Annotated in this window: 21 protein-coding genes and 1 other RNA gene; 21 read left to right on the top strand and 1 reads right to left on the bottom strand. The window is 42.3% G+C overall.

The features are described 5' to 3' along the window. Nucleotides 1-37 precede the first annotated feature (37 nt). The 5 genes from aspS (at nucleotide 38) to ACZ449_RS07560 (ending at nucleotide 5,250) form a co-directional block, all read left to right on the top strand. The gene (gene aspS, locus ACZ449_RS07540) at nucleotides 38-1,846 is read left to right on the top strand and encodes an aspartate--tRNA ligase (RefSeq protein WP_464261837.1); all 1,809 of its coding nucleotides are present in this window, start codon (nucleotides 38-40) and stop codon (nucleotides 1,844-1,846) included. Between the two features lie 72 nt (nucleotides 1,847-1,918). Further along, nucleotides 1,919-2,096: non-coding RNA, 6S RNA (ssrS, locus tag ACZ449_RS07545), on the top strand. A 156-nt stretch (nucleotides 2,097-2,252) separates the two neighbouring features. Next, nucleotides 2,253-3,584, top strand: coding sequence for a replication-associated recombination protein A (locus ACZ449_RS07550; protein ID WP_464260412.1), 1,332 nt, complete (start codon nucleotides 2,253-2,255; stop codon nucleotides 3,582-3,584). 80 nt (nucleotides 3,585-3,664) lie between these two features. Further along, on the top strand, nucleotides 3,665-4,384 hold the full coding sequence (locus tag ACZ449_RS07555) for a transposase (protein ID WP_464260350.1): 720 nt from the start codon (nucleotides 3,665-3,667) through the stop codon (nucleotides 4,382-4,384). Then, nucleotides 4,381-5,250: an IS3 family transposase gene (locus tag ACZ449_RS07560; RefSeq protein WP_464260351.1), complete on the top strand. Its 870-nt coding sequence runs from the start codon at nucleotides 4,381-4,383 to the stop codon at nucleotides 5,248-5,250. The genes ACZ449_RS07555 and ACZ449_RS07560 overlap by 4 nt, the downstream gene beginning before the upstream one ends. 118 nt (nucleotides 5,251-5,368) lie before the next feature. On the opposite strand, the gene ACZ449_RS07565 is transcribed toward ACZ449_RS07560, so the two are convergent. Beyond that, entirely contained in the window at nucleotides 5,369-5,986 is a 618-nt protein-coding gene (locus tag ACZ449_RS07565) for an acetate uptake transporter (RefSeq protein ID WP_464260413.1), read from the bottom strand. A gap of 240 nt (nucleotides 5,987-6,226) precedes the next feature. Here ACZ449_RS07565 and ACZ449_RS07570 point away from each other — a divergent pair, with 240 nt between their 5' ends. The 16 genes from ACZ449_RS07570 (at nucleotide 6,227) to ACZ449_RS07645 (ending at nucleotide 19,060) form a co-directional block, all read left to right on the top strand. After that, nucleotides 6,227-6,667, top strand: coding sequence for an RrF2 family transcriptional regulator (locus tag ACZ449_RS07570; RefSeq protein WP_464260414.1), 441 nt, complete (start codon nucleotides 6,227-6,229; stop codon nucleotides 6,665-6,667). 1 nt (nucleotide 6,668) lies between these two features. Beyond that, on the top strand, nucleotides 6,669-7,877 hold the full coding sequence (gene nifS / locus ACZ449_RS07575; RefSeq protein ID WP_464260415.1) for a cysteine desulfurase NifS: 1,209 nt from the start codon (nucleotides 6,669-6,671) through the stop codon (nucleotides 7,875-7,877). A gap of 24 nt (nucleotides 7,878-7,901) precedes the next feature. Continuing rightward, on the top strand, nucleotides 7,902-8,273 hold the full coding sequence (gene nifU, locus ACZ449_RS07580; RefSeq protein ID WP_464260416.1) for a Fe-S cluster assembly scaffold protein NifU: 372 nt from the start codon (nucleotides 7,902-7,904) through the stop codon (nucleotides 8,271-8,273). 7 nt (nucleotides 8,274-8,280) lie between these two features. After that, nucleotides 8,281-9,378 (top strand): tRNA 2-thiouridine(34) synthase MnmA, encoded by a 1,098-nt coding sequence (gene mnmA, locus ACZ449_RS07585; RefSeq protein WP_464261838.1) that lies wholly within the window; start codon nucleotides 8,281-8,283, stop codon nucleotides 9,376-9,378. A gap of 93 nt (nucleotides 9,379-9,471) precedes the next feature. Further along, nucleotides 9,472-9,984, top strand: coding sequence for a PRC-barrel domain-containing protein (locus ACZ449_RS07590; protein WP_464260417.1), 513 nt, complete (start codon nucleotides 9,472-9,474; stop codon nucleotides 9,982-9,984). Nucleotides 9,985-9,994: 10 nt separating this feature from the next. Continuing rightward, nucleotides 9,995-10,192, top strand: coding sequence for a hypothetical protein (locus tag ACZ449_RS07595; protein ID WP_464260418.1), 198 nt, complete (start codon nucleotides 9,995-9,997; stop codon nucleotides 10,190-10,192). Between the two features lies 1 nt (nucleotide 10,193). Next, on the top strand, nucleotides 10,194-10,394 hold the full coding sequence (locus tag ACZ449_RS07600) for a hypothetical protein (protein ID WP_464260419.1): 201 nt from the start codon (nucleotides 10,194-10,196) through the stop codon (nucleotides 10,392-10,394). Nucleotides 10,395-10,450: 56 nt separating this feature from the next. Further along, nucleotides 10,451-11,476 carry an AI-2E family transporter gene (locus ACZ449_RS07605; RefSeq protein WP_464260420.1) on the top strand — a complete coding sequence of 342 codons (1,026 nt, stop codon included), beginning with the start codon at nucleotides 10,451-10,453 and terminating at the stop codon, nucleotides 11,474-11,476. Between the two features lie 95 nt (nucleotides 11,477-11,571). Beyond that, on the top strand, nucleotides 11,572-14,190 hold the full coding sequence (alaS, locus tag ACZ449_RS07610) for an alanine--tRNA ligase (protein WP_464260421.1): 2,619 nt from the start codon (nucleotides 11,572-11,574) through the stop codon (nucleotides 14,188-14,190). A 125-nt stretch (nucleotides 14,191-14,315) separates the two neighbouring features. Then, on the top strand, nucleotides 14,316-14,573 hold the full coding sequence (locus ACZ449_RS07615) for an IreB family regulatory phosphoprotein (RefSeq protein WP_464260422.1): 258 nt from the start codon (nucleotides 14,316-14,318) through the stop codon (nucleotides 14,571-14,573). Between the two features lie 247 nt (nucleotides 14,574-14,820). Beyond that, nucleotides 14,821-15,240 carry a Holliday junction resolvase RuvX gene (ruvX, locus tag ACZ449_RS07620; protein WP_464260423.1) on the top strand — a complete coding sequence of 140 codons (420 nt, stop codon included), beginning with the start codon at nucleotides 14,821-14,823 and terminating at the stop codon, nucleotides 15,238-15,240. An 82-nt stretch (nucleotides 15,241-15,322) separates the two neighbouring features. After that, nucleotides 15,323-15,676, top strand: coding sequence for a DUF1292 domain-containing protein (locus ACZ449_RS07625; RefSeq protein ID WP_464260424.1), 354 nt, complete (start codon nucleotides 15,323-15,325; stop codon nucleotides 15,674-15,676). A gap of 307 nt (nucleotides 15,677-15,983) precedes the next feature. After that, a complete protein-coding gene (gene mltG / locus ACZ449_RS07630) occupies nucleotides 15,984-16,997 on the top strand; it encodes an endolytic transglycosylase MltG (protein ID WP_464260425.1) in 1,014 nt (337 codons plus the stop codon). Continuing rightward, nucleotides 16,994-17,611 carry an O-methyltransferase gene (locus ACZ449_RS07635; protein ID WP_464260426.1) on the top strand — a complete coding sequence of 206 codons (618 nt, stop codon included), beginning with the start codon at nucleotides 16,994-16,996 and terminating at the stop codon, nucleotides 17,609-17,611. Before mltG ends, ACZ449_RS07635 begins: the two co-directional genes overlap by 4 nt. Then, a complete protein-coding gene (locus ACZ449_RS07640; protein WP_464260427.1) occupies nucleotides 17,608-18,861 on the top strand; it encodes a peptidase U32 family protein in 1,254 nt (417 codons plus the stop codon). The genes ACZ449_RS07635 and ACZ449_RS07640 overlap by 4 nt, the downstream gene beginning before the upstream one ends. After that, nucleotides 18,842-19,060 carry a DUF4911 domain-containing protein gene (locus tag ACZ449_RS07645; RefSeq protein WP_464260428.1) on the top strand — a complete coding sequence of 73 codons (219 nt, stop codon included), beginning with the start codon at nucleotides 18,842-18,844 and terminating at the stop codon, nucleotides 19,058-19,060. The genes ACZ449_RS07640 and ACZ449_RS07645 overlap by 20 nt, the downstream gene beginning before the upstream one ends. Nucleotides 19,061-19,083 lie beyond the last annotated feature (23 nt).

Below are 19,083 nucleotides of genomic sequence, written 5' to 3' on the forward strand. Positions count from 1 at the left end.
ACAAATGGAAATAATTGATCATGAAATTACTAGTAAAATTGATACAATGCAGGGGGTAAAACGCACCCATGCCTGCAATATCCTGAATCAGGATCATACCGGACAGGAAGTTACCCTGTGTGGGTGGGTTTCAAGACGGCGTGACCATGGCGGACTTATTTTTATTGATTTGCGTGACCGTTCCGGTATTGTTCAGGTTGTATTTTCACCTGATGTTAATAAAGACGCCTTTAGTAAGGCTGAGGCAGTTCGTAATGAATACGTATTAGCTGTACGCGGCGTTGTAAAGGTTCGTTCTGAAAGTACAATTAATCCTAATATGGCTACAGGTACAATTGAAGTTTTTGGCAATGAGTTGAAAATATTGAATACAGCTAAAACACCTCCTTTTTATATTCAAGACAACATTGATGTTGATGAAATTTTACGATTGAAATATCGTTATCTTGATTTGCGGCGTCCAGAGATGCAGCAGGATCTTATGCTTAGACACCGGGTAACCAAATCGATGCGGGACTTTTTAGACAAGCATTGTTTTGTTGAAGTGGAAACCCCAATACTTACTAAAAGTTCGCCGGAAGGCGCTAGAGACTATCTAGTCCCCAGCAGGGTAAATCCTGGCAAGTTTTATGCTTTACCTCAGTCACCGCAAATTTATAAGCAATTACTAATGGTTGGCGGTATGGAGCGTTATTTCCAAATTGCCCGTTGTTTCCGCGATGAGGATCTCCGTGCTGACCGGCAGCCTGAGTTTACTCAGCTTGATATTGAAATGTCCTTTATTGATCGGGAAGATATCTTATCCCTCACAGAAGAAATGGTTTCTTACATCTTTAAAGAAGGCATTGGAGCAGACGTACCTGAACCATTTGTTCGCTTAAGCTATGACGAGGCTATGGCTCGCTACGGTTCTGATAAACCAGATCTTCGTTTCGGCATGGAACTAATTGACTTATCAGGTGTTTTTAAGGAGTCTGGTTTCAAAGTATTTGATACTGTATTAGCTAATGGTGGTCAAGTAAAAGCCATTAATGTCAAAGGCTACGCCAATGCCCCGCGCCGAGAACTTGATGGTCTGGTCAATTTTGTTGCTACCTATGGTGCTAAAGGCCTGGCTTGGATATGCTATACTGACGAGGGTCTAAAATCACCGATCACTAAATTCTTCAGCCAAGATACTATTGATAAAATGACAGCTGCCACGCAAGCTGAATCGGGTGACTTAATCTTGTTTGTCGCCGATAAGCCTAAAGTTGTAGCCGCCGCACTAGGACAGCTCCGCTTAGAAATGGGTCGTCGTCTTAACTTAATCGACCCTGATAAACTTTCTTTCTTGTGGGTTATCGATTTCCCTATGTTTGAATATGATGAAGAAGACAAACGGTGGGTAGCTATGCATCATCCGTTTACCTCACCACGTGATGAAGACATAGAATTCTTAGGCAACGATCCAGGCAGGATTAAAGCCAAAGCCTATGACATGGTTCTTAACGGCATTGAACTGGGTGGTGGCAGTCTACGTATTTATAATCGTAGCGTTCAAGAAAAAGTATTTACAGCTATTGGTTTAACTCCTGAAGAAGCCATGGACAAATTTGGCTACTTACTAGAAGCTTTTGAGTATGGTACTCCACCCCATGGCGGCATCGCCTTTGGTTTAGATCGTTTGGTTATGTTAATGGCTAAACGTTCTTCCATCCGCGACGTTATTGCCTTCCCCAAAACACAAAGTGCTTCCGATATGATGATGCAAGCGCCGTCAGAAGTTGGTCTAAAACAGCTTAAGGAACTATTTATCAAGTCTGATGTTGTTGCAAAAAAGCAAGAGAAGCCTTCGGTGGAATAATATCCCATTATTGAATCTCTTGCAATTGCATGATTTATTTGATAATATAAAAGCAGGTTAATGAATTGTGCTCACCCCCTACTGTGTGCGTGTAATGTCAATGTTTTGAGCCAACACTTTTACTGCGGGAGCCTGTCTCTGGTTATGGCGTGTATGCCCTAACGTTTAGGGACACACAAAATAAGCAGGCGAGCACCCACCTGCCGAGGGCAGGTTCAAAACAAAGGCGATACGGCATAGTGGGGATTGAGCGCGTTCTAAAATCAAGTATTTGCAGAATAGACCATCACTCCTGGTAGCTAACCAGCAGTGATGGTCTATTTATAGTTATTCATTTTACATCAAGGAGTTTTTAGTTTTTACATAGAATACTATAGGAGAACATATGCAATAAAAGGGTGATAATGTGGACTTATTTTCGCAGAATCTGTTTGAACCCCAAGTGAGGGATACAAGGCCGCTAGCCGTTCGCATGCGGCCTAGAACACTTGAGGAATACAAAGGCCAGGAAGAAATTCTTGGTCCGGGAAAATTTTTACGACGAATGATTGAAGCTGATAATATACCGTCAATTATTCTTTATGGCCCGCCAGGAACAGGGAAAACAACACTAGCTCATATTATTGCCCAAACAACAGGTAGCCATTTTGAAAAATTGAATGCGGTAGCTGCTGGTACGGCAGACATTCGAAAAGTGGTCGAAAGTGCCAAAGAACGTCTGCGGGCTCAGCAACGACGAACTATTTTATTTGTAGACGAAATTCATAGATTTAATAAGGGACAGCAAGATGTATTACTGCCCTATGTTGAGAACGGCACTGTCATCTTGATTGGGGCAACCACAGAGAATCCTTATTTTGAGGTGAATTCTCCGTTACTTTCAAGGATGCGGGTAGTACGATTAAAGCGTCTGGATGAGCAAGGAATTATCGGCATTTTGCAGCAGACGCTAACTGACAAAGAGCGTGGCTTGGGACAAGAGGAAATTACCTGTAGCAAAGATAGCTTGCTTACGATTACAGCAATTGCTGGTGGTGATGCACGAACAGCAATTAACATTCTGGAACAAGCGTCAGCCATGCTTGATCCGGGGCAACCCAAGGAGATAACCGCAGCGATTATCGAAGCAGTTGCTGGAGAAAAACTGCAGGCTTATGATAAAAAAGGTGATAATCACTATGACGTAGTATCGGCATTTATCAAAAGCATGCGGGGCTCGGACCCTAACGCTGCTTTACATTATCTGGCGCGAATGTTGGCAGCAGGCGAAGATGTCAAGTTTATTGCGCGGAGGCTAGTTATTTGTGCCGCAGAAGATATTGGCAATGCCGATCCGCAGGCGCTGGTAGTGGCAATGGCAGCCGCTCAGGCTGTTCAATTTATCGGTATGCCTGAAGGCAGGATTCCCTTAGCCCAGGCTGTAACTTACTTAGCTTGCGCGCCCAAAAGCAATGCAGCCTACGTAGCTGTTGACAAAGCCCTTGAGGATATTCGCCGCTTAGATTGTGGAAGTGTACCGCCGCACCTTCGTGATGCCCATTATGCGGGCGCTCAGTCACTTGACAGTGGTAAGGGGTATCTTTATCCCCATAACTATGAAGAAGGCTTTGTTGAGCAGCAGTACCTGCCTGACAAGTTGAGTGACCGGAATTACTATCAACCTAAACAACATGGTTTTGAAGTTGGTTTTGCGCAAAGACTGGAGCAGCTTACAAAAAATAAATCTAATAATAAATAAACCAATGCCCTCGCAAAACTGATATGCTACCCCTAGATAGGACAATGAAAAAACAAATTGTCTTGTCTGGGGGTAATTTTATGCCACATAAAGAAAAAGTATCGATCGCTTTAAAGATAGATGCTTGCAAGAAGTATTTGGCAAAAAGCATAAGCATAGCCGATATAGCAAATACCTTGGAAGTTGACCACAAAACAGTGAGGGTCTGGATTTGCCAGTACCAGTCAGAAGGTGAAGCTGGCTTACAATCGCAGAAGAACAATCGAGTATATCCGCCGGAACTGAAGCTTGCAGCTGTGACCGATTATCTGCAAGGTGATGATTCCCTATTGGGTATTTGCAAAAAATACCAGATTCACTCTGATTCCCAATTGCGTCATTGGCTAACGCAGTATAATGGACATGAGGAGTTCAAGCTCCGGTCAGGAGGAAGCCGAATCATGTCAAAAGCTAGAAAGATGACACTGAATGAGCGTGTGGAAATCGCCGAATACTGTCTTGCCCATGATACGAATTATGGCGAAGCAGCCCTGAAATACCAGGTATCGTACCAACAGGTATACCAGTGGACAAAAAAATACCTAGAAATGGGAAATGCAGGTCTGGAAGATCGGCGTGGGCATCGGGCTGGAACATTGCCTGGCCGTACCTCGCAAGAAGAACTACAGGCTGAAGTTGCCCAGTTGAAACACAAGAACTGGAGGCTGCAGATGGAAGTTGACGTGCTAAAAAAACTGAAGGAACTGGAAAGAAGGGATGTCTTGGCTTCACGCGCCAAGAACGAGAATATGAAGCCGTGAAAGCCTTAGCTGAAGATAGTCAACAGCATTATCCGGTTGAGATATTGTGTAAAATCCTGCATGTCAGCCGGTCGGCCTATTACCATTGGCGTAATGACGGCAAAAGCCTGCATGAACAAGAAAATGAACGGCTAGCCAAAGAAGTTATAGAAATCCATGAGCAGCATCCGGATAAAGGGTACCGCCGGATTCGGGATGATCTAAATCGCAAATACAATGAACAGGTAAATGACAAACGTATCCTGCGGATTGCTCGGAAACTCCATATCCATTCTACGATAAAGAACCCCCATAACTGTTGCACCCGTCGTGCATCAAATCCGGATTATATAGCAGATAATATCCTGAACCGCAAGTTCCATGCAGATTGCCCTAATGAAAAATGGCTGACGGATGTAAGTGAATTTAAATACTTTGAAGGTCCGGTTGTGCACAAGCTTTATCTGAGCGCCATATTGGATCTCTACGATCGCAGGATTGTGTCATTTGTATTAAGCGACCACAACGATAACCGGCTGGCGTTTGATACGTTCGATGCAGCAGCAAAAGCAGAACCTGCAGCACATCCACTGTTTCACAGCGATCGCGGATTCCAGTATACGAGCCGCGGATTTCACAAAAGACTCATTAAAAAGGAAATGACACAAAGCATGTCCCGTGTGGCCCACTGCATTGACAATGGGCCAATGGAGGGGTTCTGGGGAATACTGAAACGCGAGATGTACTATACTCGGAAATTCACCAGTAGAACGGAATTAATGCATGCAATCCGTAGTTATATTCACTACTACAACTTTGACCGGTTACAACGAAAGCTGGACGTTATGACACCTTATGAATACCACGAACATTACAGGGCTGCATAAGAAAAATAGCCCATCTAAACGGATGAGCTGTAAAAAAATCTTTATATTTTTTGATTGTCCTATTGACGGGGAGCACACCAAAATGCGAGGGCATTGGTTTATTTTATTATTACTACAGTTATTTAAAAATACCAAAAGGCTTACCTGTGGGTAAAAATTGCTTGCCGAAATGTGTATTCAGGGTAGCGGCGGCACTGCCATAAAAGCTAACAATCGCAATAGCAAATTCAGCCCAAGCGGCAATCGTATGCCAGCTATGGCCTAAGCCAAGCGAATCTGCCGCCAAACCGAGAAATAGTATATCTATCAAGAAAAAAATAATAAAAAGAACTTTATTCGTTTCCATAGCTCCAATAGTCATAAAAACAGTAAAAATGAAATAACCGATAAAAGCAATTCCTAGCTGTGTACCATTAGCATCAGCAGCTAAGGCTGGACCAAAAGCCCCCAGTTTAATCAGCCAGGAAGTGGCTACCCCAAGCCAGAATAGGCCATAAGCGGCAAATGCTGTTGCGCCAAAGGTATTATTGTGTTTAAAATCATGGAAGCTTGCAATTAATTGGGCAAAAGCACCTAAAAAGACAGCCCAGGGAATGACAAAAGCAAGACCAGTAGTCCAACCAAGTTTTTGTGAAGAAGCCACCAATGTAACCATTGCTAGGCCAAATAGGCCCAAACCACTTGGATCAGCTGTAACGATTTTTACCGTTTGTATATTGCCTGTATTACTACTCATATACGACCTCCTTACTATATAATCTATTTAAAATAGCATAGTCTACATATAGTGTCAATCATATAAATAAAATAAATACATCGGTGATTTAACTATGCAAATATACGTATAGTTAGGGGGAATTTTACAGGGAAATAATTAGCATATTATCCTTTGACAACGGTTTTAAATTCTGATATATTTATTTAAAGAAAACCTATCATAATAGTCGGAAAAGGAAAGCCGGAGCGGGAGGTTGCTGTGAAACTATCAACGAAAGGTCGATATGGTGTAGCGGCGATGTATGATTTGGCACTCCATTATGGGCAAGGTGCCATTTCACTGAAAAGTGTTGCCCAGCGCCAAGGAATATCTGAACATTATCTTGAACAGTTAATGGGTACACTACGAAAGGCAGGCTACGTGAAAAGCGTACGTGGTGCTCAAGGTGGTTATGCATTAACTAAAGAACCGGCGCAAATTTCGGTTGGTGACATTATCCGAGTTATGGAAGGTCCGATTGCCCCAGTAGATTGCCTGCTGGCTGATGATGCAAGCAGAACATTCTGTTCACGGGTTGATATATGTGTGACTCGCGGTGTCTGGGCAAAGGTAAGAGATAGTATTACCTCTGTATTGGATTCAATTTCGCTTGACGATTTATGCAAGGAAGAAGAGGAAAAGAGACAAGGAGATGAGTAGCATGAAACGTATTTATTTTGACCATTCGGCTACTACCCCGGTTGACCGGGAAGTTGCTGAACTGATGCTGGAATATATGACCGATAAATTCGGCAATCCATCCAGCGTCCATGCTTTTGGACGGGAAACTCGCAAAGCAATCGAAGAAGCCCGCGAAAAAGTAGCAGCTTTGATTAATGCCACTCCTAATGAAATATTCTTTACTAGCGGTGGTACTGAAGGTGACAACTTAGCACTTAAAGGTGTGGCTTATGCTAATCGTAAGAAAGGCAATCATATTATAACAACAGCCATTGAACACCACGCTATATTGCATACTTGCGAATATCTTGAAAAGCAAGGGTTTACTGTTACCTATCTGCCAGTTGACGAAAATGCTATGATACGAATGGAAGATTTGAAAAATGCTATTACCGACAAAACAATACTTATCAGTATTATGTTTGCAAATAATGAAGTAGGAACAATCCAACCGATAAAAGAAATTGGACAACTTGCCAAAGAGAAAGGGATTTATTTCCACACTGATGCAGTACAGGCTGTTGGTAATTATCCTATTGACGTTAAAGATCTTAATATAGATTTACTCACAATGTCAGGCCATAAATTCAATGCTAGTAAAGGAATTGGTGCTCTATATATCCGTCGTGGTGTACGAATTGAGGAAATTCAGCATGGTGGCGCTCATGAACGTAACCTACGGGCTGGTACTGAAAATGTGCCAGGGATTGTTGGTTTAGGAAAAGCTGCCGAAATCGCTAGCAAGGGTATGGCTAATAAAATTCCTTATATTACGGGCTTGCGCGATAAATTGATAACTACCATTCTGGAGAAGATTCCGCATGTAAAACTGAATGGTCATCCACAAAATAGAATGCCAGGTAATGTCAACTTTAGTTTTCTATATATTGAAGGTGAATCGTTACTCCTGAATCTTGATATGAAAGGAATTGCAGCTTCGAGCGGTTCTGCTTGCACTTCAGGCTCGCTAGACCCATCGCATGTACTTTTAGCTATGGGCTTAACTCACGAAGTGGCTCATGGGTCGCTACGAGTCACACTGGGACGCGGCAATACAGAAGAAGATATTAATTACTTTTTGGAAGTCGTACCAGAGATTGTAGAAAAACTGCGCAGTATGTCCCCGTTATATGGAAGTGCGGCTGAATTCAAGCCGTCCAATCCCTGCTCTAGTTGTCATCACCATTAATTAAATGTAGAGGAGAGAATAACTATGTATAATGATAAGGTTATGGATCATTTCTCCAATCCCCGCAATGTCGGTGAAATAAAAGATGCCGATGGTGTTGGTGAAGTGGGTAATGCAAAATGTGGCGATATTATGCGAATTTATCTGCAAGTAGAAAATGATATAATTACTGACGTAAAGTTTAAAACCTTTGGTTGTGGCGCTGCCATTGCAACTAGCAGTATGGTAACTGAGATGGTTAAAGGTAAAAACCTGGATGAAGCCTTGGAAATTTCTAATCAAGCAGTTGCCGAAGCGTTAGGTGGCTTACCGCCTGCTAAAATGCACTGTTCTAATCTGGCAGCCGATGCGCTGCATGAAGCGATTAAAGACTACATTGCTAAAAAAGGAAAGTGATTCATTAATGGCTGATAAGCCCAGAGTGGTTGTAGCCATGAGCGGAGGGGTGGACAGTTCTTTAACTGCCGCCCTTCTTGTTCATCAAGGCTATGATGTAATTGGCGCAACAATGCAAATATGGGAAAAAGATCAGGCAAATAATGATGACCCTGACAGTAGAGGCTGCTGTTCACTATCCGCCGTTGACGATGCACGTCGAGTTGCTAATAAAATAGGAATTCCCTACTATGTACTTAACTTCCGCGACATGTTCCAAGACACAGTGGTTAAGTATTTCATGGCAGAATATTCGGCTGGACGGACACCAAATCCCTGTATTGCCTGCAATCGCTATGTAAAATTTGAGGGTCTGCTGACCAAAGCGTTAGCACTAGGCGCACAATATGTAGCTACTGGTCATTATGCGCAGATTATGTATGATGACGACCGCCAGCGCTACCTGTTGCGTAAAGGGGTTGATCTCACCAAAGATCAGTCCTATGCTTTATACCACTTAAATCAACATACTCTCCGACATTTTTTGATGCCGCTGGGTAAATTTGCTAAGACTGAAACCAGAAAAATGGCCAGAGAATTAGGATTATCGGTTGCTGATAAGCCTGACAGCCAGGAGATCTGCTTTGTTCCTAATGATGATTATAAAGCTTTTTTAAAAAATCGTATTCCAGAATCACTGAAACCGGGAAATATTGTAGATCTCACTGGTCAAATTCTAGGGCAACATCAAGGGGTACAGCTGTATACGGTAGGGCAGCGTAAAGGGCTTGGGTTAGCGGTCGGCAAACCCTTGTACGTAATAGCACTTGATGCGGAACGTAATGAAGTGGTTGTCGGCTCAGACCCGGATGTTTTTGCCTCAGAGCTTATTGCCGGTGACCTCAATTTTATAACAATGGATACGCTGGAAGAGCCGCTTGCCGTAGAAGCTAAAATTCGCTATAGTGGATCTCCGGCACAGGCTATGGTAACCCCCCGTGGTAATGGACAGGTTCATGTAAAATTTGCCATGCCGCAGCGGGCCATTACGCCTGGACAATCTGTTGTATTTTATCATGATGATATTGTTGTCGGCGGGGGAATTATAACAAAGACAGTAAAATAATTGTGCCGTATATTTTTATAGAGGACAATACTTGCTATAAACAGTCTCATTTTTGGCCATACTAATAATACAATCTGTTATGGAGGCCTTCTGATGCAAAAACTGCGTAATTTGTTTGGCCTGCCGGTGCTCATTACCGGAACTGGTGCGCAGATTGGTGAGGTAAAAGAAGTAATTCTTGACTTAGGGCAGGCTGCTGTTCGTGGTATTGTTCTCGCCGGTGCTAATTGGTTTACAAATGATCAAGGCGTTGTGTTTGAAGATGTATTTAGGATTGGCAGAGATGCCCTAATGCTTCGAGCCACATATGCTGTGCAAGAGTTAACACCGGCTATGATGCCGGGGACTGTTTATTATCTGTGTGATTTGCTCGACAAGCAGATTTATACTGATACAGGGGTGAGCTTTGGCATACTAGTTGACGCTCTTTATGATAGTACTACCGGTGAGATAAAGGCTTATGAGATTTCTGACGGTCTTATTACTGATTTGCTGTATGGCCGCAAAATTATGCCGCTGCCGCAAGCGCAAGTTGTTGGTCAGGAGCGATTAATAATTCCAGATACTATGACCAATCTTCTTATACCTGAATCAAAAGAGGTGTGAGGTGTAGTTTATGACAACTTGTCCTATATGCGGGCAACGGGCTATAGGTAAAGTCGGTGCCGATCAGTACTACTGCTGGGATTGTTGTGTAGAGTTTATGGTACGGAATCAGGATTTAAAAGTCTTTAATGTTGAGGCTGATGGTACTTTGACTCTATATGATGACATGGCGCAGGGTACTGTTAATTTAGAGGTACAAAAGGGGTGATATGATGCGCAATAAGTTTTGGCAAGGATTGTTTTTTGGTGGCCTTGTAGGAACAGCACTAGGCGCCATCATAGTTCCCATGGCTAAACCACAAAAAAAGCCACTGTTTGAATGTAGTGCTGACACAGTTGCCGATACCACCCGAGATTTAATGCGGGGCGCACGTCGAGCGCGCAAGAGGTTGATGAAAAAACTGGATTAGTGTCCGGTACTAGGGGGGGCCACTGGTCTCCCTTTTCTTATTGACAAGGAGAAAGTATGCATTTTACGAAAAGACATGGTAGGTTTACAATTATTTTTCTATTTGCATTTATAACGCTTTATTTTCTCTGGCTTGTCCGTAGTGGCTTGTACCCATTCATTATTGCTTTGCTACTAGCTTATTTGCTTAATCCGGCAGTATGTTATCTTGAAAAAAAAGGATTAGGAAGAGCTGTAGCTATTCTACTGTTATATGTAATTTTATTTACTATTATTATTATTGGCGGAACTCGTCTTGTGCCTATTTTTGTTAGAGATTTAGAGAGTTTTGCCAAGGAACTGCCACATATTTTAGGAAAAGGTGAAGAATTATTTTATCTTATTCAAAGCCACTATCAAAATTCAGTTTTACCTTACTCAATTCGGGTAGCTATTGATAATACAGTAGTATCTTTGCAACAAGCCGGGCAGTCTTTTGCCACTGACTTAGCAGACGGCATAATGGGGCTTATTACCCATTTTATTGGCTTTGCCATTACTCCGATATTGGCCTTTTATTTTTTGCATGACTGGCAAGCTATCAAAGAAGGCTTGCTCTTGTTGGTTCCAGGCCGATTACGACAGGAGTTCACCTTGACGATTAAAGATATTGATAAAGTGTTTAGTGGAGTAATTAGAGGTCAAATTACGGTTGCTATCATTGTCGGTGTGTTGGTCAGTTCAGGCTTATATTTTTTTAATGTCCCGTTTGCCTTATTGATAGGTATTACTGCAGGCTTGCTTGACATTATTCCCTACTTTGGTGCATTTATTGGCGCTGCTCCGGCGATAACTTTAGCACTTTTGGAGTCACCATTACTTGCTGTGAAAGTGGCGTTGCTATTTTTTGTAATTCATCAGTTGGAAGGAAGCATAATTGGTCCCAAAATTCTCGGCGAGAACGTAGGACTTCACCCGCTTACTGTTATTTTCTGTTTGTTTGCTGGTGGCGAATTATTTGGAATTATTGGTATGCTGCTAGGTGTACCAGTGGCGGCAGTGGGAAAAGTAGTAGTAAAACACAGTATTAGACTTTTATTATAGTAATCTCTTCACACCAAATATTGACACTAAATCTTAAATTGTAGTATAATTCCACCAGAATAATGGATTACTTTTATACATTGGAGCTGATTAATTTGAAACAATTGACCGGAAACGAATTAAGAAAACTGTTTCTGGATTTTTTTGCGAGTAAAGATCATTTAATTCAACCAAGTTCTTCGCTTATTCCTGAGAACGATCCGACCTTGCTGCTCATTGGCGCTGGGATGGCTCCGTTTAAACCCTTTTTTACCGGCAAAATGAAACCGCCTCATCCGCGTATTACTACCAGTCAAAAATGTGTTCGCACTGGTGATATTGAGAATGTTGGTCGGACAGCACGCCATCATACTTTTTTTGAAATGCTGGGCAATTTCTCCTTTGGTGATTATTTCAAGAAAGATGCTATTGCCTGGGCTTGGGAATTTTTGACCGAGTATCTGGAGCTGCCGAAGGATAAACTCTGGATTACTATCTATACGAATGATGACGAAGCTTTTGATATCTGGCATAACGATATCAAAGTTCCAGCTGACCGGATTATTAGAATGGAAGAAAACTTCTGGGAAATTGGTCCCGGACCCTGTGGCCCCTGCTCAGAAATCCATATCGATTTAGGGGAAGAACGCGGTTGCGGTAAGCCCGATTGTGCCGTAGGCTGTAACTGTGACCGGTATTTAGAGATTTGGAACTTGGTATTCACTCAATTTGACCGAGACGAGGCTGGAAATTATACTCCGCTTGCCAAGAAAAATATTGATACTGGTGCCGGTCTTGAACGTATTGCTTCTGTTTTGCAAAACAAGTCTTCGAATTTTGAAACCGATTTACTGTACCCAATCATTGACTATGCTGCTAAAGTAGCTGGTGTTACCTATGGACAGTCAGTGAAAAACGACGTTTCGTTAAAGGTAATTGCCGACCATGGTCGCAGCATGACCATTATGATTGGCGACGGTGTGTTACCCTCTAACGAGGGGCGTGGTTATGTTTTACGCCGAATTCTCCGGCGGGCTGTTAGACATGGTCGTTTAATGGGAATTGAAAAACCGTTTTTAACTGATATTGTTGACATTGCAGCTACTATATTTTCCCAGGCGTATCCAGATATTGCTGATAAAAAGGACTACATAAAGAAAGTAATTCAATTAGAAGAAGAACGTTTCCATACTACCTTGGTACAAGGAATTGAATTATTAAGTAAGCACGTTCAAGAACTTACCCTGGCGGGCCAAACTGTACTTGATGGTTCTCTGGCTTTTAAACTTTATGATACCTTTGGTTTCCCTTGGGAGCTTACTGAAGAAATTTTAAGTGAGCATAACATGACCTTTGATAAACAAGGCTTTGATCAAGCAATGACTGAGCAGCGCGAGCGGGCTCGCGCCGCCCGCCAAGATAGCGAAGAAAGTGTGGTTATGCCTGATTTATCCGGTTTAATGACGGAAGCCTTTAGCTATAACCTTGAAGCGGAAAGTGCCAAGGTAGTTGTGATCTTGAAAGATGGTAAAGTGGTTGAGGAAGCTTTCGACGGCGACGAGATTGCTGTAATTTTAGATGTTACACCATTCTATGCCGAAGGTGGTGGGCAAGTAGGTGATACTGGTATAATAGCCAGTTCTCTTGGTAAAATTGAAGTCAATAATACCCGCAAATTACCAGATGGAACCATCTATCATATTGGTCATATTAGTGAGGGTGCTTTAAAAACTGGCGAAGTTGTCCAATTGTCTGTTGATGTAACCAGACGCTGTCATATTGCCCGTAATCATACGGCTACACATTTATTGCAAGCTGCCTTAAAACAGGTTTTGGGTGGACATGTTAATCAGGCGGGATCTTCGGTTGATAGTAGCAGACTGCGTTTTGACTTTACGCATTTTGCGCCTGTTACAGATGAACAGTTAGCCGAGGCTGAGAAAATTGTAAATGGTGTTATTTTAGGTAATACAACGTTAGCCATTATCGAGACAACACAAGATGTCGCCAAAGAAATGGGGGCCATGGCTCTTTTTGGCGAAAAGTATGGTGAACGAGTGCGGGTAGTCGTAGTAGATGGTTTTAGTAAAGAACTATGTGGCGGTACCCATGTTGGATCAACTGCTGAAATAGGTCTGTTTAAAATTGTGAGCGAAGCCGGTATCGGTGCTGGTATGCGCCGGATTGAGGCTGTTACTGGGTATGGCGCCCATGAGTATTTAAATCTGCAAAATGAACTTCTTAAAGAAGCTTCTGCTGCTTTAAAGACTAGGCCTGAAGAAATTGTCACCCGGATTGATACGCTCAACGGGCGTGTCAGGGACCTTGAAAAAGAAGTCGGTACCTTAACTACCAAACTTGCTAAAAATGAAGTACAGGAGCTCTTAACTGCTGCTAGTACCATCAATGGTGTTCAGGTAGTGGTTGGCCAAGTAGCTGCTGCTGACATGGATAACCTGCGGGCAACTGGCGATATGGTACGTGACCGTTTGCAATCTGGAGTTGTGGTACTTGGTGCTGTTAGCGGTGAAAAGGTCAACTTTGTTGCTATGGCTACTGCTGATTGTGTCGCTAAAGGCATTCATGCTGGCAAAATTATTAAAGAAACTGCAAAGGTAGCTGGCGGCGGCGGTGGCGGACGACCAGATATGGCACAAGCTGGCGGCAAACAACCGGAAAAATTGTCCGAGGCACTGCAAATGGCTCAGCAAATCATTCAATCACAAATTAAGTAAGTGATTTTTACAGGCAGGCTTTACGTCTGCCTGTAAAAATTTGAATAGCCTAACAGGAAAATATAGTGATAGGTAGAATATATATCTATATATTTTGTAGATAATATAAGGGAGGAGGAGGCTTCATGACCAATATATCGCAAGAAACAATGATGTTTAAGGTAAATAATGATGATACTAACGCGGCTGAAGTAATCCTGACTACTGTTTACCAATCCTTAAAGGAAAAAGGGTATAATCCAATAAATCAGTTGGTTGGGTACCTTATATCTGGAGATCCAACATATATAACCAGCCATAATAATGCCCGTAGCCTGATTCGCAAGTTAGAACGTGATGAGATTATTGAGGAATTGGTGCAGGCCTATCTTAAAGATAAATAAGATGGACTACCATATACTGGGAAAAACAGGTCTTGCCGTATCAAGAGTATGTTTTGCTGGACTTACGATTGGCCCTTTGTAGTCAAACCGGCCGTTGGCCGAAGGTGCTGCCATTATTCGCGGCACTTGACGCAAGGGTCAATTTTATTCATACTATTTACTGCGGTTCGCTTGCTGCTATGAATGAAAGAGGCAGGCTTGCGGGTGGTGTATATATAGAATATTTTTGTGATAATTGGGAGGATAAATGCGCATACTAGCACTTGATGTCGGGGATAAAACCATAGGAATAGCGGTTTGCGATGAACTGAAGTTAACAGCGCAAGGAGTCGAAGTCATTCGTAGGACATCGCCAACGAAGGATTTTGCTAGGCTTAGTGAACTGATAGCCCTTTATCAGATAGGACTTGTTGTTATTGGATTACCCAAAAACATGAATGGCACTGTTGGGCCAAGGGCAGAACTTGTCAAAAAATTTGGTGCGGCTTTGGTGCAAATGATTTCTGGTGTTGAGATTACATTTTGGGATGAGCGTTTGTCCACGGTCGCAGCGCAAAAATCACTGATAGCAGCTGATGTTAGCCGCGCCAAGCGACGGCAGGTTATTGATAAAATGGCTGCAGTTTTTATTTTACAAGGATATCTTGACAGTTTGCCGCGAGGGTAATCAACTTTCCAGGGAGTCCCTTGACAGGATATGTTTTCTAAGATAAAATTATATTGCGTATGTGTAAAAAGAGGTGAAAAATATGGCTGAAAACGAAAATGAAAACGATGAAATGATGGAGTTTGATGAGCCAGTAGTTGTCATGACTGACGAAGAAGGTAATGAATACTATTATCGTGAAGACATGATTGTTCCTGTTGGCGACAAGCGCTTCGCGATACTGGTACCGTTTGAAGTTGACGAAGAAGAGGATTGCGAATGCAGCGATGATAGCTGTAGTTGCGGTTGTGGCTGTACTGAAGAAACTGACGTATTTATCGCTCGTATTGATGTTGACGAAAGCGGCGAAGAAATTTACGTAGATCCTACTGATGAAGAATTTGAAGAGGTTCGTAAAGCCTACGAAGAGCTGGTTGAGGACGAAGAGGAAGAGTAAAAAGAAGCCGACAGGCTTCTTTTTTTTCCTGATGGAAAGATAACTATACCCTTAAAGGGTACAGGCGGTTTCTGTCGGCGTCTTAACGGACTTGGCACAAGCCAAGTCTTTTCTTAGTCCTAATATAAAGTAGGCCGTATTTTCTTTATCGGTGTTTGTCTTCATAGGACATTATCGATTATAATAATACTAGCCTATATATAAAGAAGTTTGCAGGCACAGATAGGTGATGCATTGCTAACACACCATCTATCTGCAAAAGTCTTTAACATATGTATATAGAATAAATGCGAAAAGGGGATAGTGCATGTTACTATTAAATAGCCCTGTTGCCAAGAAAATTTCAATTGGGATACTGGCAGCCACTATTCTCAGTTTTGGCGCTATAATTGGCTGGATGCTTACGCAGCCGGTTAGCAGCAAAGGCGAACCAGTACTTGTACGCATCAAAACAGGTACTCCGGCTAAAGTTATAGCCGAAGATTTAGAAAAACAGCAATTAATTAAAAATGCTATTGTTTTTCGGTTTGCAGCCAAACTGCAGGGTCTGGAAAATTCACTCCAGGCCGGAGAATATTCTATTAGTCCAACTATGCCAATCGAGCAAATGCTGCTTATGATGTCTCAGGGTCAAACTGCTTATCAACAATTTACGGTTCCAGAAGGGTATACGGTTGATCAAATAGCCGAACTGCTGGCTGAAAAACAATTAGCAAATCCCGTGAAATTCAAAGCGTTAGCTAAAAATTTTGCACCTTTTTCTTATATGACAGCTAACCCTAATACAAAATACAGTGTGGAAGGATTTTTGTTTCCCGATACCTATCGCTTGGCTAGAGGTACAGCGGAAGAAGAACTACTTACAATGATGGTCAAGCAATTTGATACTAATTTGACTCCAGAGAGTAGACAGCGGGCCGCTGAACTAGGTCTTTCTATCCGTGAGGTTGTCGTAATGGCTTCTCTTGTTGAAAAAGAAGCTAAGCTGAGTGAAGAACAGCCAATTATTGCTGGAGTTTTTGCCAATAGGGTACAAAAAAAAATGCCTTTGCAGTCCTGCGCTACTATCCAATATATTCTTGGATACCCTAAGGCCGAACTTACCATTCAGGATACCCAGATCTCTTCACCCTATAATACTTATCAGATTATGGGGTTGCCACCAGGCCCAATTGCCAATCCGGGTACTGCTGCTATTAAAGCCGTGCTTTTTGCGGACAAGACAGATTATTTGTATTTTGTGGCCGATAAACAAGGCAAACACCATTTTAGTAATACTTATGAAGAACATTTGGTAGCAATCAATCAGGTGCAGCTATGAAGAACAACTTTATGCCGCTATTAGCCGAAATGGAAAGTTATGCGATTATACATAACGTGCCAATCATCAACCGGGAAAGCGGTCAGTTGTTGCAAGCTGTGACCGCCGCTGCTAACCCTAGCTCAATCCTAGAGATTGGGACAGCAATTGGTTATTCGACACTACTTCTAGCCGCTAACATGGTACCAGGTGGGCAAATAACAACGATTGAACAAGATGACCAACGGATACTGGTTGCCAAACAATTTTTGGCACAAGCTGGTGTTCTAAACCAAATAGAAATTATTGCTGGCAATGCTGGCGAAGTTATATCTAGATTGAATGGCAGTTTTGATTTAGTATTTATTGACGCTGCGAAAGGTCAATATCTTGATTATTTGGAGAAGGTTATGGATAAACTTTCTCCAGGAGCCATTGTCATTGCTGATAATGTCTTATTCAGAGGCTGGGTGCTTGATCACCAAGCGACACCTCGACGTTTTCGGACAATTGTTAAGCGGCTTAAAGCTTATCTTGATTTTGTTACTAATGATGCGCGGTTTGACACGGTAATCCATCAGATTGGCGATGGAATGGCTGTATCACGTTACCAGGGAGAGGCGAATATATTATGAAAACTAAACCAGAACTTCTGGCTCCTGCTGGAAATTTAGAAAAACTGAAGATGGCACTTATTTATGGTGCCGACGCTGTGTATATGGGTGGAAAGGCGTTTGGCTTACGAGCTTTTGGTGATAATTTTGATGATGTTGAACTTGAGCAAGGGATTGATTTTGCCCACAGTCTTGGTAAAAAAGCATATATAACTATTAATATTTTTCCGCACAATGATGATTTGCTTGGTTTGCCAGAGTATATTGAGCGTATTGCTGCCATCGGTGCTGACGCAATCTTAGTTTCTGATCTTGGTGTATTTCGCATTGCCAGGCAAGTAGCGCCTGCACTGCCTATACATATTAGCACGCAGGCCAATAGCACCAATTGGTCCACTGTTCAATTTTGGCAAGAACTAGGAGCAACGCGGGTAGTGTTAGCCAGGGAACTTTCCCTTGCTGATATACAGCTTATTCGGCACAAGGTTTCTATTGAACTGGAAGCCTTTGTCCATGGGGCAATGTGTATGTCCTATTCAGGTCGCTGCCTAATAAGTAATTATCTAACAGGCCGCGATGCCAATCGCGGGGAATGTGCCCAGCCTTGCCGCTGGAAGTACCATGTAATGGAAGAAAGTCGTCCGGGAGTATATTTACCAGTGCAAGAAGATGAACGGGGTACATATATTTTTAACTCCAAGGATTTATGTCTCATCAACCATATACCAGAACTGATGGATAGTGGCTTACATAGTTTTAAAATTGAAGGTCGTATGAAAAGCGTTCACTATGTTGCTACTGTTGTTAAGGTTTACCGAGAAGCGATTGACAGTTATAGTAGTGGGGCAGCACCCTTTATTGTCAAACAGGAATGGCTTGATGAACTACAAAAAGTATCGCATCGAGAATATACAACTGGTTTTTATTTTAATAAAACAACACCGCAAGATCAAATTTATACTTCATCCAGTTATATTCAAACTCATAATTTTGTCGGCCTTGTTAAGGCGTATGATTTGGCAACTGGCATGGCAACAGTAGAACAACGCAATAATATGAAGGTTGGCGAAGAAATTGAAATTATGCAGCCAGGTGCCGAAAATTTCGTACAAACAATTAGCCAACTATTTGATTCAGAAGGTAATTCGATCAATGTAGCGCCGCATCCACAGCAAATTGTGACACTGCCGGTGTCGCAACCGGTAGTACCCTACTCTATGCTCAGACGGCCGCAAGGCAGGAGTGATAATAATGACAGCTACAATAGATAAACCGATCTATATCCAGATTGAACCCAAATATGTAAATTATGTTAATCGAATTATGGAAGGGTATGAATATTTGGGAGTTGTCAGCACGCTAGATCGGCGTGCGGGAATATTGCAAATTCGAGCAACACCGGATACTGTTAACGAAGTTCGCGAAATATTGGATCATATTCCGATTGCGCTCCAATATGTTGAATATTGAATAACTGATTACCTTGGTAAGCC

Source organism: Desulfosporomusa polytropa, from assembly GCF_055380075.1.